This window comes from Citrobacter sedlakii NBRC 105722, from assembly GCF_000759835.1.
GTDB classification, from domain to species: Bacteria; Pseudomonadota; Gammaproteobacteria; order Enterobacterales; family Enterobacteriaceae; genus Citrobacter_A; species Citrobacter_A sedlakii.
This window is the reverse complement of the sequence record NZ_BBNB01000001.1, coordinates 525451-539785: the sequence shown is the minus strand read 5'-3', so window position 1 is coordinate 539785 and position 14335 is coordinate 525451. Positions and strand designations below refer to the sequence as shown.

Genomic DNA, 14335 nt, shown 5'->3' with positions numbered 1-14335 from the left:
AGCTATTACAAATCTTAAAGCAAGTGTTAAACGTGTAACAAGATGTAAAATTATATATTAATTTATGATTTAGTCCTGAATTATACGTTCAGAATTGAGAGGAAAGTTGTACAGGGGAAAATAATTGCACACATTTAAAAAATCATACAAATTAACTTAATACTTTGTTTTATAATGATATTAATTCGGATATGACGGATTTTTTCTCTCTGCGTCAATTCCATTTTGACGATCGCGCTTGCCGATCAACGTAAACCACAGAAAAACGGCGGGCCTGTACGACTTGTTCAGCTTTTTCTGCGCCTAACGGTTTACAACGCCAGTAATGGGATCACCAGAGCGATGAATGCCAGCACCATTCAGGGTGCCGAAATGAAGCAAAAAATAATCTACGGAGCAAAACACCCGACGCAATGCGAATTCATACTTTGGTGTGAGCGAGGATAACAAAATACAACTGGTGGGTGAGTTATTTAAAATGTTTCCCCGGACATACTCTTCATCGTAACGCGGCGTTAACAAATTAGGTTTGGCGTTAACAATAATCCCTGCGGGTATTATTGAATTGATATAACGCCAGGTCCAGGGTGATAACATGAAGAAGACAGTCTTATTTGCGATATTAACAATGCTGGGCGCGCCTGGGATTGCCACCGCGACCAGTTATGACTTAGCTGGTTCGGAATATAACTTTGCGGTGAATGAATTAAGCAAATCTTCATTTAATCAGGCTGCCATAATTGGTCAGGTCGGTACGGAGAACAATGCAAAGATACGCCAGCAGGGATCTAAACTTTTATCGGTTATTTCGCAAGAAGGCGGAAATAACCGCGCAAAGGTGGAACAGTCCGGTGCGTATAACATTGCTTATATCGATCAGACGGGACAGGGCAATGATGCCAGTATTTCGCAAAATCAATACGGCAATAGCGCGATGATTATCCAGAAAGGCTCGGGTAATAAAGCGAATATTACGCAATACGGTACGCAGAAATCAGCAGTTGTTGTGCAGAGACAGTCGCATATGGCTATTCGCGTGACTCAACGCTAATACCTGAGCGGCAATTAAATCAATCCGATGGGGGTTTACCATGAAACTTGTACAAGTGGCAGCATTTGCAGCAATCGTCGTTTCTGGCAGTGCGCTGGCGGGTTCCGTTCCACAATGGGGTGGCGGCGGTAATCACGGCGGCGGCAACGGTAACAGCTCTGGCCCGGAATCGACCCTGAGCATCTATCAGTCCGGGGTGAATAACGCTGCGCTTGCTCTGCAAAGCGATGCGCGTAAATCGGATACCACTATTCATCAAAATGGCGTTGCTAACGGCGCCGACGTCGGCCAGGGGGCTGACAACAGCACCATCGATCTGACCCAGAGTGGATTCCGTAACAACGCGACCATCGATCAGTGGAACGCCAAAAACTCGGATATTACTGTCAGCCAGTATGGTGGGCAGAACGCTGCGCTGGTGAACCAGACGGCGTCTGATTCCAGCGTGCTGGTGTCACAGGCTGGCTTTGGCAACAACGCGACGGCCAACCAATACTGATTCAGCCAGTCGCTGAACAATAAACAGGGCGTAAGCCCTGTTTTTTTTGCGAGGTCTCTATGCAAACGGTTCTTCTTCTGGCCGCCTTGTCCAGCCAGATCACCTTTTCCACCCATCAGCAAGGCGAGATGTACACCATTATTCCGCAGGTCACATTGACGCAACCCTGTCTCTGCCAGATACAAATTTTGACCCTTCGGGAAGGCCTCGCCGGGCGAAGCCAGTCAACGCAAAAAAAGACGCTTTCTTTACCAGCTAATCAAGCCATTGATTTGACGAAACTGAGCTTAACTATTTCACCACAGGACACCGTTAAAATAGTTGTTACTGTTTCTGACGGACAGTCACTGCATTTATCACAACAATGGCCGCCCTCTGCGACATCGTCATAAATTGCTGATTATTTGTACATTTTTGAGTGGCGGAGGTGAGTTTGCTGGACTATGAATAGAGTAACGCAGATGGCGTTACTCCCGTACCCGGCAATCGCAGCAGTAAGGGAAAACATAACCCTCAAGGATGAATGATCATTGAGGAAATTACGATGCAGCTTTCTGTCACTGTACTAAAAACCGTTTTAACTCTTAGTCTCTTTTCTCTCTTTTCCGCCGTCGCGATAGCTGATGCAGACCACCAGGGGGGCGTCATACGTTTTACCGGTCAGATTGTCGAGCCGCCATGCGAGGTGGATCGCGTTCAACACCGCTTTGCGCTGTCCTGCAATCGCGGAGGGCAAATCCACACTCAGTACTATTCACCACAGGAATTGATCAACGCCCCTCACCATTTTAAACAGATCGCGTCTGTCAACATGCAGTACATTGATAAAAACAAAACGCTCGCGGTGATGAACATCAATTACCGTTAACAATGACAACGGAATCTCTGCACGAAAAAGGCGATTTCACTGGGTAGCCTGCTGTACACTTGAAAAAGAACGTTCTGCAAGGAGAACCTATGGAAACGCGTATTCATGTTATTCACGGCGATATCACCACCGTCGCTGTTGATGTGATCGTTAACGCCGCTAACGCGTCGCTGATGGGCGGCGGCGGGGTTGATGGAGCCATTCACCGTGCAGCCGGTCCGGAACTGCTGGAGGCCTGCATGAAGGTCCGGCAACAGCAGGGCGATTGTCCAACCGGACACGCGGTCATTACCGCTGCAGGACGTCTACCGGCGAAGGCGGTGATACATACGGTCGGCCCGGTCTGGCGCGGCGGTGAACATAATGAAGCGCAACTGCTGCACGACGCTTACTTCAACAGTCTGAATCTGGCGCTGGTGAATGGGTATCAGTCGATTGCCTTTCCGGCCATCAGCACTGGCGTCTATGGCTATCCACGGGCGGCGGCGGCAGAAATTGCGGTGAACACAGTTTCAGACTTCATCACCCGTCGCGCTTCACCGGAGCAGATATACTTTGTCTGTTATGACGAAGAAACTACCCGACTTTACCAGCGTTTACTCACCCAACAAGGCGACGAATGAGTTGACCCGGCTCGCGTATGCCATTATCCCTGTATGTGAGCGTCATCCGGGGAAGTGCGGCATCCTGGCGCTGGACGACAGCCTTGATGCGTTTGCCGCCCGTTATCGGCTGGCCGAAATGGCGGAGCGTACGCTCGATATCCAGTATTACATCTGGGAAAATGATATGTCAGGGCGACTCCTGTTCGCAGTCCTGCTGGCGGCGGCGAGACGCGGGGTTCACGTCCGCCTGCTGCTGGACGATAACAACACGCCTGGCCTTGACGATACGCTGCAACTGCTTGACGGCCATCCGAATATTGAAGTCCGCCTGTTTAATCCTTTCTCCTTTCGCATGCTGCGGGCGCTGGGCTATCTGACCGATTTCGCCAGACTTAACCGCCGGATGCATAATAAAAGCTTCACCGTGGATGGCGTTGTGACGCTGGTCGGCGGGCGTAACGTTGGCGATGCCTATTTTGGCGCCGGGCAGGAACCGCTGTTTTCCGATCTCGACGTAATGGCTATTGGCCCGGTGGTGCAGGATGTTGCCGATGATTTCGAGCGCTATTGGCGCTGCGGATCGGTTTCGACGCTCAAGTCTGTGCTTTCGCTTTCCGAGCAAGAGATCACTGAACGGATAGAGCTTCCGGAATCCTGGTATAACGATGAGATCACGCGCCGTTATCTGCATAAGCTGGAAACCAGCCAGTTTATGTCGCAGCTTGAACACGCCTCTCTCCCGCTGATTTGGGCGAAAACCCGGCTGCTTAGCGATGATCCGGCAAAAGGAGAGGGAAAAGCGCAGCGTCACTCGCTGTTGCCGCAGCGATTATTCGACGTGATGGGATCGCCCGAGGAGCGGATTGACATTATATCCGCCTATTTTGTGCCGACCCGGGCGGGTGTCGCTCAACTGCTGCAACTGGTGAGAAAAGGCGTCAGGATAGCGATTCTGACGAACTCGTTGGCGGCCAATGATGTTGCCGTGGTCCATGCCGGTTACGCCCGCTGGCGGAAAAAACTGTTGCGCTATGGCGTCGAGTTGTACGAACTCAAGCCTACCCGGGAGCACGAAACGGTGGTGCACGATCGGGGGTTGACCGGTAATTCCGGCTCCAGCCTGCACGCTAAAACCTTCAGTATTGACGGGCGCAACGTGTTCATCGGCTCTCTCAATTTTGACCCGCGCTCGACGCTGCTGAATACCGAGATGGGATTTGTTATCGAAAGCGAGTCGCTGGCGACCCTGATTCATAAGCGCTTTACTGAAAGCCAGCGCAACGCCGCCTGGCAGTTGCGCCTCGATCGCTGGGGGCGCATTAACTGGGTCGACCACCAGAACGACCGGGAAGTCGTGCTAAAAAAAGAACCCGCAACCGGGTTCTGGAAGCGGGTTCTGGTGCGACTGGCGACCATTTTGCCTGTCGAATGGCTGCTGTAACCGGGCGGGTTTTAATTCGCCACGCTGGCGTTTTTACTCTGTTTTACCGCAGGCTTACCCGAAAAAAGGAACTTCAGCAGCGGTATGCGTAAATGAATTTCGTAGAGCGCCAGCGCAATACCTATCACAAATACCAGCCCGCAAAGGAACCCGAGCAGATTGGAGGTGATATGCGGGGTAATATACGCGCCAAAGAACAGCGTCAACGGATGATGCACCAGATAGATAAACAACGAAGCATTAACAAAGTAAGTCACACGGGCGGATTGAAAATTGAGTAAGCGATGCCCTAATGAAAACACCACGTTAACCATCCACAGTCCCATCACCATGGTGATCACGTACTCCGTTTCGTACATCCAGGCGTCGCCGCTGCCGTAGCGCTGGTTCAACAGATAGGCCGCGAAGGCGAAGGCTGCGCCCAGCGTGCAGCCCCGAGACGGCCTGGTGAACAGCGCTTTGAGTTCCGGCGAAATAAACGTCAGCGCGCCGAGGAGAAAGAAAGGCACATAAAATAGCGTTTGCATGACGACGAAATTGAACATGCCATCACTGAGAATCGACGGATAAACACTAAAAATCGTTCGTCTGATTGCCGCATAACCGACTCCGGTGAATAAAAAGATCAGCGTCAGTTTTGACATCGAAAGGGTGGTGAGACGAATTTTATTCGCCGCTGTCCATTTATTGCGCAGCAGACTAAATAGCCACAGGCTTACGGTTGTTAATATTATCAGAACCAGTAAAAACCACAGGTGTGAAATTAACTCCCACGCCAGCGTATTATATTTGTCATACAAAGAGAGCGTGTGCCAGTTTTCCGCTTTCCCTTTCACATATTGCAACATAATAAATTGCGGCAGCGTCAGCAACGGAATAGCGGTCAGCATGGGAATGCCGACCCGCTCAACGCGCACTTTCCACCAGCGTTTAAGCGGATAACGCAAAAATAACATGTATGAAAAATACCCTGAAATAACGAAAAAAACCTGCATACGGAATGCATGGATAAAATCGTTAAACACGGTGAGCCACCATGACGAGTCGGCGCTGTTCACGTGCCAGGTGTGGCTGGAATAGATTAACGAGATATGGAAAGGGATACCCAACAACATCAGCCAGGCGCGGATGGAGTCAAGAAAATATTCACGCTGCGCGGGTACGGAATTCATAGAGGTTTCGTATTCTCAGATTCTCAGACTAATCGCCTTATCCCTAAGACGAATAATAGTTACATTCGGGGGCAACCCTACACGAAGGACAGCAGCCTGTCTCCAGGATAAGCACGCAAAGTGAAAAAGGCTCAGACGGATGCTTAAAGCATGAGCCAGCGTGCTGAACAATACAGGGATTCAGTTGTCCTAATGCCTGATTATCCATTAAAATAGATCGGATCGATATAAGCACACAAAGGGGGAAGTGCTTACTTATTATGAAACATAAACCACAAATGATGAAAATGCGTTGGTTGGGTGCAGCCGTCATGTTCGCGTTGTCCACCACGTCTGGTTGGGCTTTCACCATCGATGACGTCGCAAAACAAGCGCAATCCTTAGCCGGTAAAGGCTATGAGGCGCCAAAAAGCAACTTGCCCTCCGTTTTCCGCGATATGAAATACGCGGACTATCAGCAGATCCAGTTTAATCGCGATAAAGCCTACTGGAGCAATATCAAGACCCCATTCAAGCTCGAGTTCTACCACCAGGGTATGTACTTCGACACCCCTGTCAAAATCAACGAAGTGACCGCGACGACGGTTAAAAGAATCAAATACAGCCCGGATTACTTCAATTTTGGCAACGTACAGCATGACAAAGACACGGTAAAGGATCTCGGATTCGCCGGTTTTAAAGTGCTGTACCCGATCAACAGCAAAGACAAAAACGATGAAATCGTCAGCATGCTTGGCGCGAGCTATTTCCGCGTACTGGGCGCCGGACAGGTTTATGGCCTGTCTGCCCGTGGGCTGGCGATTGATACCGCGCTGCCTTCAGGCGAAGAATTTCCCCGTTTCCGTGAGTTCTGGATCGAACGTCCAAAACCGACGGACAAACGCCTGACCATTTACGCGCTGCTGGACTCCCCGCGTGCGACCGGCGCCTATCGTTTTGTCATCATTCCTGGGCGCGACACCGTGGTCGACGTCCAGTCAAAAGTATATCTGCGCGACAAAGTCGGCAAACTGGGCGTTGCGCCGTTAACCAGTATGTTCCTGTTTGGGCCGAACCAGCCGTCGCCGACCACCAACTACCGCCCGGAGCTGCATGATTCTAACGGATTGTCGATACACGCGGGTAACGGCGAATGGATCTGGCGTCCGCTGAACAACCCTAAACATCTGGCGGTGAGCAGCTTCGCGATGGAGAACCCGCAGGGGTTTGGCCTGCTGCAGCGCGGTCGCCAGTTCTCCCGTTTTGAAGATCTCGACGACCGCTACGATCTGCGTCCGAGCGCCTGGATTACGCCGAAAGGCGAATGGGGCAAAGGGAAAATTGAGCTGGTTGAAATTCCGACCAACGATGAAACCAACGATAACATCGTGGCGTACTGGACTCCGGATCAACTGCCTGAAGCGGGCAAAGAGATGAACTTCAAATACACCCTGACGTTCAGCCGCGATGAAGACAAACTTCATGCGCCGGATAACGCGTGGGTGCAGCAGACGCGCCGTTCTACCGGCGACGTCAAACAGTCGAATCTCATTCGCCAGCCTGACGGCACCATCGCGTTTATCGTGGATTTTGCCGGCACCGACATGAAAAAGCTGCCGCAGGATACCCCGGTTACCGCGCAAACCAGCATCGGCGACAACGGCGAGATCGTAGAAAATACCGTGCGTTATAACCCGGTTACCAAGGGGTGGCGTCTGACGCTGCGCGTAAAAGTGAAAGACGCGAAGAAAACCACGGAAATGCGTGCGGCGTTGGTCAACGCCGACCAGACGCTGAGTGAAACCTGGAGCTACCAGTTACCTGCCAATGAATAAGACAACTGAGTACATTGATGCAATGCCGCTCTCGGACATCGAGAAAGCGGCGCTGCCGAACACTGACATCCGCGCAGTGCATGAAGCGCTGGATGCCGAGCATCGCCGTTACTCGCGAGAAGACGATTCACCGCAGGGGTCTGTGAAAGCGCGCCTGGAGCAGGCCTGGCCGAATTCGCTGCCGGAAGGGCAACTGATAAAAGACGATGAAGGACGCGATCAGCTCCAGGCCATGCCGAAAGCCAAACGTTCGTCTATGTTTCCCGACCCGTGGCGCACTAACCCGGTTGGACGCTTCTGGGATCGTCTGCGTGGCCGTGACGTCACGCCGCGCTACCTTTCTCGTCTGACCAAAGAGGAGCAGGAAAGCGAGCAGAAATGGCGTACCGTCGGTACGATTCGTCGCTACATTTTGCTACTGCTGACCCTGGCGCAGACCGTCGTCGCCACTTGGTATATGAAGACCATTCTTCCTTATCAGGGCTGGGCGCTGATCAATCCGATGGATATGGTCGGGCAGGACCTGTGGGTTTCCTTTATGCAGCTGCTGCCGTATGTGCTGCAAACCGGGATCCTGATCCTGTTCGCGGTGCTGTTCTGTTGGGTATCCGCGGGTTTCTGGACCGCGCTGATGGGGTTCCTGCAACTGTTAATTGGCCGCGATAAGTACAGTATTTCCGCGTCCACGGTTGGCGATGAGCCGCTGAACCCTGAACACCGTACCGCGCTGATTATGCCGATCTGTAACGAAGACGTGGACCGCGTCTTTGCCGGTCTGCGGGCGACGTGGGAGTCGGTAAAGGCGACCGGCAACGCGGCGCATTTCGACGTTTACATTCTGAGCGACAGCTACAACCCCGATATCTGCGTGGCAGAGCAAAAGGCGTGGATGGAGCTGATTGCCGAAGTGCAGGGCGAAGGGCAGATCTTCTATCGTCGCCGTCGTCGTCGTGTGAAGCGTAAAAGCGGTAACATTGACGACTTCTGCCGTCGCTGGGGAAGCCAGTACAGCTATATGGTGGTGCTGGATGCTGACTCGGTCATGACCGGGGAGTGTCTCAGCGGGCTGGTGCGTCTGATGGAAGCGAACCCGAATGCCGGGATCATCCAGTCATCGCCGAAAGCCTCCGGAATGGATACCCTGTACGCCCGCTGCCAGCAGTTTGCGACGCGCGTCTACGGACCGCTGTTTACCGCCGGTCTGCACTTCTGGCAACTGGGGGAATCGCACTACTGGGGCCACAATGCCATTATTCGCGTGAAGCCGTTTATCGAGCATTGCGCGCTGGCGCCGCTGCCGGGCGAAGGGTCGTTTGCGGGCTCCATTCTGTCTCACGACTTCGTGGAAGCGGCGCTGATGCGTCGTGCAGGCTGGGGCGTGTGGATCGCCTACGATTTACCCGGTTCGTATGAAGAGCTGCCGCCGAACCTGCTTGACGAACTGAAACGTGACCGCCGCTGGTGTCACGGCAACCTGATGAACTTCCGTCTGTTCCTGGTAAAAGGGATGCACCCGGTGCATCGCGCCGTGTTCCTGACCGGGGTGATGTCGTATCTGTCGGCGCCGCTGTGGTTTATGTTCCTGGCGCTGTCAACGGCCCTTCAGGTGGTGCACGCGTTGACGGAACCGCAATACTTCCTGCAACCGCGTCAGCTGTTCCCGGTGTGGCCGCAGTGGCGTCCGGAACTGGCGATTGCGCTGTTTGCCTCCACGATGGTGCTGCTGTTCTTACCGAAGCTGCTGAGTATTCTGCTTATCTGGTGCAAAGGCACCAAAGAATACGGCGGGTTTATTCGGGTCACGCTGTCGCTGCTGCTTGAGGTGCTGTTTTCGGTGCTGCTGGCGCCGGTGCGTATGCTGTTCCATACCGTGTTTGTGGTCAGCGCCTTCCTGGGATGGGAAGTGGTCTGGAACTCGCCGCAGCGTGATGATGACTCTACCCCGTGGGGCGAGGCGTTTATGCGCCACGGTTCGCAACTGCTGCTCGGTCTGGTCTGGGCGGTGGGCATGGCGTGGCTGGATCTGCGCTTCCTGTTCTGGCTGGCGCCGATTGTGTTCTCGCTGATCCTGTCGCCGTTCGTGTCGGTGATATCCAGCCGTTCGACGGTCGGTCTGCGCACCAAACGCTGGAAGCTGTTCCTGATCCCCGAGGAGTATTCACCGCCGCAGGTGCTGGTCGATACCGATAAGTACCTGGTGATGAACCGTAACCGTTCGCTGGATGATGGCTTTATGCATGCGGTGTTTAACCCGTCGTTTAACGCCCTCGCCACCGCAATGGCGACCGCGCGTCACCGCGCCAGCCAGGTGCTGGAGATCGCCCGTGACCGCCACGTTGAGCAGGCGCTGAACGAAACGCCGGAAAAACTCAACCGCGACCGCCGTCTGGTGCTGTTGAGCGATCCGGTGACGATGGCGCGTCTGCATTATCGGGTGTGGAATTCACCTGAGCGATATTCCTCCTGGGTGAATTACTATCAGGGGATTACGCTTAACCCGCAGGCGCTACGTAAACCGTAATGCGCTGTTGCCGGATGCTGCTTCGCGTATCCGGCATCATGCAGTGTTAAATACCGGCTTGCGCCGGTATTTTTTTCCACGAAGAATAAGGGTGGAGGGAGATTATGTGCGTCATTGCGGTGGCTATGATGGTGATGCTGTTGTCTGGATGCGGTAGCGTCATCAGCCGGACCATCCCCGGACAGGGGCAGTACTATCCGGGTGTTCAATGGGACGTGCGGGATTCAGCCTGGCGCTACCTTACCATACTCGATCTGCCGTTCTCGCTGGTGTTTGACACCCTGCTGCTCCCGCTCGACATGCATCACGGTCCCTATGATTAATTAACGCGCGTCCCACTCATCGGCCGCAGCCTGACCTTCTTCGGTATCCAGCGGCGGCTCAAGCTGAAACTCACCCTCATCCCATTCGTGAAGCGTATTTTCTTCCAGCCATTCCTGACGGATTTCAATCTCATCATAATCGCCGTCAAAAACACTTTGCGCGGCTTCACCGCTGAGCAACGGCAGACATTCCCCTTCTTCGCCTTCGTCGGCAAAAAATTCAACCTGCCACATGATGTCGCCATCCTGAAGCACATATTTTTGCACGTTGAACTGTTGGACACTGGCGTCATCTTGTTCCAGGCCTGGATTGTCAGCCAGAAACTCTTCACGGGCGGCGTCAATGGCTTCTTCCAGCGTTGCGTACATAGTCATCATGTTTCTCCCTTTAATGCGATGAAGTATTCAGGGAAAGAATAGCTGATTCTGGGATTTTGCAAGGATGAATCCTGAAAAATCATCCAGTCACGCGCGACACGGCGCGACGGCGCAAACTGTACCAGGAATAAACGGCATTAAACAGCACCACGCCCGCCGTGACCAGAAAGACAGCGCGAAAACCGTAGCTGGCGGAGATCGCCGCGCCCATTAATGGCCCGGTCACATTACCGATATCACGAAATGACTGATTGTAGCTGAAGATGCGCCCGGCGATTTGATTGGTCGAATTATAGACAAGCAACGTTTGTACTGCGGGTAACAGCGCGCCGTCTGCGGCGCCGAGTAAAAAGCGCAGGATCGCTAACTGCCACGGCGTCTGTACGAAAGACATTGGGATCAGCAGCAAAACGGAGATAATTAACGCGACGATCAGGATTTTTTCCGGACCGATACGGTCGCCCAGTTTACCCAGGCGCGGAGCGCTGAGCAGAGCCGCAACGCCTGGCACCGAGGCGATCATCCCGCTGATAAACGCGATATTGCTGACGTTGCCCGCCAGTTCGCGTACGTATAGCGTCAGTATTGGCGCAATAGAGCCGGTCGCGACCTGAATAATCAGCGTGGTGACGAACAGGCTGAGCACCAGTCTGGGATTTTTCAGCGAGGCGACAACCTCACGAACGTGAAGCATCTCTTTCCTGCTGACGGGCGTGAAGTTTTCACGAATAAAAAACAGCGTCAGCAGAAAGCAGACCAGCAGGACGCTGGCGGTGATAAAAAACACCGGACGCAGGCCATACTGATCGGCAAGGAGACCGCCTGCCAGCGGGCCGAGCAGCGCGCCGCTGACGCCGCCGGTTGACAGCGTGCCCAGCGCCCAACCGCTTTTGTTGCGCGGCACCTGGGTGGCGATCAGCGCGTTGGCGTTAGGAATAAACCCGCCAAGCAGACCCAGAAGGGCGCGCAGTGCCAAAAACTGCCAGATATTTTGCGCCATGCCCATCAGCAGCATGACGATCGCCATGCCCAGTGCAGAACGCAGCAGCATCATCTTTCTGCCCTTGCGATCGGCGAGTCCTCCCCAGAACGGCGAGGCGATGGCGGAAAACAAAAAGGTGATGCTGAACACCAGGCCGGACCACATATTCAGCGCACTATGGCCCGTTACGCCGAGCTGTTCGACGTAGAGCGGCAGAAAGGGCATCACCAGGCTGAAGGCGGCGCCGGTCAGGAAGCAGCCGAGCCAGGCGACGGTGAGATTGCGTTTCCAGTTTATTGGTGTATCAGAGGGTGACATAGCGATCCGCAGTTTGTTGCGCGGCAGCGCAGGATGAAAAAACAATTTATTCTAACGTGACTTAAGTATGCTCCGGACCCGTGAACCCTGCAATGTGAGGCGCTTTTAAAGCTAAAAGAGGGGGAAAGGCAGCCCATAGCGGGCTGCGAAAAGAACACTCAATAACGGGAAGGAACACCTTCAGGGCGCGTTTTAAAGCGGCGATGCAGCCACATATATTGTTCAGGCGCCATCATGATGCACTTTTCCACAATTTTGTTCATCCAGGCGGCGGTGGTTTCCGCATCATCCAGCGGCGGCGAGCATTCCGGCGGCAGCATGATAAGCTGATACCCTTTACCGTCAGGTTTCCGTCGCGGCACAAACGGCACCAGGCAGGCGTTGGACATGCGCGAAAGCATCCAGGTGCCCGAAGTGGTGGCGGCCTGGTCGACGGCGAACAGCGGCACAAACACGCTGGCGCGCGGGCCGTAGTCGTGATCCGGGGCGTACCAGACCACTTCCCCTTTCTTCAGCGCTTTGATCATGCCTTTCAGATCTTTGCGATCGAGCATAGATTTATTGGAGCGCATCCTGCCCCAGGTTTGCAGCCAGTCAATCAGCGGATTATCGTTTGGTCGGTAAACGCCAATTCCTGGCTCCTGTAGACCAAACTGCCGCGCGCCCAGCTCCAGCGTCAGAAAGTGCAGCCCCACCAGCAGAATGCCACGTTGCTGTGCCTGAACGTCGCGAATATGTTCCATACCGATCACTTCCGTCCAGCGTGATACGCGGCGATCGGGCCAGAACCACGCCATGCCGGTTTCCATCACACCCATGCCGACTGATTCAAAGTTTTTGACCACCATCTCGTGGCGTTCCTGCTCGCTCATCTGCGGAAAGCAGAGCTCAAGATTGCGATACGCAATTTTCGCACGGCGCTTCATCAGGCGAAGCGCCAGACGTCCCATCGCGTGTCCTGTACGATAGATCAGCGGGTAGGGCAACTGCACGACCAACCAAAGTGCGCCAATACCGAGCCAGGTTAACCAGTACCGTGGATGCAGTAATGCTGCGGAGAACTTAGGTAAATTCGTCATCTCATTCCTGTAGTGAACGTAAAACGGGCAATTAACTGTATTGTCGCACTTTTTCGCGTCCAGCAAAAATTTGCGCCCTGAGAGTGGTGACAAAAAGAACAAATGTTGTGAATTTTTTAGCGTGAAGCATGAAATGTAGCGCAAAATGTGTGGATGTAAATTGGCAGCGATTGCTATATGATGCCGCCCGATTTTGTTTTCCACCTATTGCAGGAACCGTACACCATGCCAGTGTTACACAACCGCATTTCCAATGATGTGCTCAGAGCCAGGATGCTGGCGGAAACTGAACCCCGCACGACGATCTCATTCTATAAATATTTTACCATTGAAAACCCCCAGGCCACCCGTGATGCGCTGTATCAAACCTTAACGTCGTTGAACGTTTTTGGTCGCGTCTATCTGGCTCACGAGGGGATCAATGCCCAGATCAGCGTGCCGCAAAGTCAGGTTGAGCGCTTCCGCCAGCAGTTGTACGCCTTCGATCCCGCGCTGGAGGAGCTGCGTCTGAACATCGCACTGGATGATGACGGCAAATCCTTTTGGGTTCTGCGCATGAAAGTGCGTGACCGCATTGTGGCTGATGGCATTGAGGATCCGGACTTTGACGCCAGCAACGTCGGGGACTACCTCAAGGCTGCCGAGGTGAACGCCATGCTTGACGATCCGGACGCTGTGTTTATCGACATGCGTAATCACTATGAGTACGAAGTGGGCCACTTTGAGAACGCACTGGAAATCCCGGCTGACACGTTCCGCGAGCAGTTGCCAAAAGCGGTTGAGATGATGCAGGGGCACAAAGATAAAAAGATTGTGATGTACTGCACCGGTGGGATTCGCTGTGAAAAGGCCAGCGCCTGGATGAAGCATAATGGCTTTAATAAGGTGTGGCACATTGAAGGCGGTATTATTGAATATGCGCGTAAAGCCCGCGAGCAGGGATTACCGGTGCGCTTTATCGGTAAAAACTTCGTGTTTGACGAGCGTATGGGTGAGCGTATTTCCGATGAGGTGATTGCGCACTGTCACCAGTGCGGCGCGCCGTGCGACAGCCACACCAACTGCAAAAACGACGGTTGTCATCTGTTGTTCATTCAGTGCCCGGATTGCGCAGAGAAGTTTAAGGGGTGCTGCAGCGAGCTGTGCTGTGAAGAGAGCGCACTGCCGGAAGACGAACAACGTCGCCGCCGCGCGGGGCGTGAAAATGGCAATAAGATTTTCAATAAGTCTCGTGGCCGTTTGAATACCGCTCTCGGTATTCCAGACCCTGCCGAATGACCCTGG

At 53.5% G+C, this 14335-nt stretch carries 14 protein-coding genes; 10 read left to right on the top strand and 4 right to left on the bottom strand.

The genetic code is table 11. From position 1 onward, the window contains the following. Positions 1-595 precede the first annotated feature (595 nt). The 6 genes from csgB (at position 596) to CSE01S_RS02535 (ending at position 4464) form a co-directional block, all read left to right on the top strand. Complete coding sequence (gene csgB / locus CSE01S_RS02560) at positions 596-1051, top strand: curli minor subunit CsgB (RefSeq protein WP_042283819.1); 456 nt, start codon at positions 596-598, stop codon at positions 1049-1051. 40 nt (positions 1052-1091) lie between these two features. After that, positions 1092-1550, top strand: coding sequence for a curli major subunit CsgA (gene csgA, locus CSE01S_RS02555; RefSeq protein WP_042283817.1), 459 nt, complete (start codon positions 1092-1094; stop codon positions 1548-1550). A gap of 59 nt (positions 1551-1609) precedes the next feature. After that, positions 1610-1942, top strand: a complete 333-nt coding sequence (gene csgC / locus CSE01S_RS02550) for a curli assembly chaperone CsgC (protein ID WP_042283815.1) — start codon at positions 1610-1612, stop codon at positions 1940-1942. A 131-nt stretch (positions 1943-2073) separates the two neighbouring features. After that, entirely contained in the window at positions 2074-2418 is a 345-nt protein-coding gene (locus CSE01S_RS02545; RefSeq protein WP_052406268.1) for a YmdA family protein, read from the top strand. Between the two features lie 89 nt (positions 2419-2507). Next, complete coding sequence (gene ymdB, locus CSE01S_RS02540) at positions 2508-3041, top strand: O-acetyl-ADP-ribose deacetylase (RefSeq protein ID WP_042283812.1); 534 nt, start codon at positions 2508-2510, stop codon at positions 3039-3041. Continuing rightward, a complete protein-coding gene (locus CSE01S_RS02535; protein WP_052406267.1) occupies positions 2983-4464 on the top strand; it encodes a phospholipase D family protein in 1482 nt (493 codons plus the stop codon). The genes ymdB and CSE01S_RS02535 overlap by 59 nt, the downstream gene beginning before the upstream one ends. Positions 4465-4475: 11 nt before the next feature. Here CSE01S_RS02535 and mdoC read toward each other — a convergent pair whose 3' ends face one another. Beyond that, positions 4476-5636, bottom strand: coding sequence for a glucans biosynthesis protein MdoC (gene mdoC / locus CSE01S_RS02530; RefSeq protein ID WP_042283807.1), 1161 nt, complete (start codon positions 5634-5636; stop codon positions 4476-4478). A gap of 278 nt (positions 5637-5914) precedes the next feature. Between mdoC and mdoG the strand changes: the two genes are divergently transcribed. The 3 genes from mdoG to CSE01S_RS02515 all read left to right on the top strand — a co-directional run bounded on the left by mdoG (position 5915) and on the right by CSE01S_RS02515 (position 10294). Continuing rightward, the gene (gene mdoG / locus CSE01S_RS02525) at positions 5915-7450 is read left to right on the top strand and encodes a glucans biosynthesis protein MdoG (protein WP_082636903.1); all 1536 of its coding nucleotides are present in this window, start codon (positions 5915-5917) and stop codon (positions 7448-7450) included. Beyond that, complete coding sequence (gene mdoH / locus CSE01S_RS02520; protein ID WP_042283804.1) at positions 7443-9971, top strand: glucans biosynthesis glucosyltransferase MdoH; 2529 nt, start codon at positions 7443-7445, stop codon at positions 9969-9971. Before mdoG ends, mdoH begins: the two co-directional genes overlap by 8 nt. 104 nt (positions 9972-10075) lie before the next feature. Next, on the top strand, positions 10076-10294 hold the full coding sequence (locus CSE01S_RS02515) for a YceK/YidQ family lipoprotein (protein ID WP_042283802.1): 219 nt from the start codon (positions 10076-10078) through the stop codon (positions 10292-10294). On the opposite strand, the gene CSE01S_RS02510 is transcribed toward CSE01S_RS02515, so the two are convergent. The 3 genes from CSE01S_RS02510 to CSE01S_RS02500 form a co-directional block, all read right to left on the bottom strand. After that, positions 10295-10669 (bottom strand): MysB family protein, encoded by a 375-nt coding sequence (locus CSE01S_RS02510; RefSeq protein WP_042284731.1) that lies wholly within the window; start codon positions 10667-10669, stop codon positions 10295-10297. An 82-nt stretch (positions 10670-10751) separates the two neighbouring features. Then, positions 10752-11972 carry a multidrug efflux MFS transporter MdtG gene (mdtG, locus tag CSE01S_RS02505; RefSeq protein WP_042284729.1) on the bottom strand — a complete coding sequence of 407 codons (1221 nt, stop codon included), beginning with the start codon at positions 11970-11972 and terminating at the stop codon, positions 10752-10754. Positions 11973-12130: 158 nt separating this feature from the next. Continuing rightward, positions 12131-13051: a Kdo(2)-lipid IV(A) acyltransferase gene (locus tag CSE01S_RS02500; RefSeq protein WP_042283799.1), complete on the bottom strand. Its 921-nt coding sequence runs from the start codon at positions 13049-13051 to the stop codon at positions 12131-12133. A gap of 225 nt (positions 13052-13276) precedes the next feature. On the opposite strand from CSE01S_RS02500, the gene trhO reads away from it, so the two are divergent. Next, positions 13277-14329 (top strand): oxygen-dependent tRNA uridine(34) hydroxylase TrhO, encoded by a 1053-nt coding sequence (trhO, locus tag CSE01S_RS02495; RefSeq protein ID WP_042283798.1) that lies wholly within the window; start codon positions 13277-13279, stop codon positions 14327-14329. Positions 14330-14335: the final 6 nt, after the last annotated feature.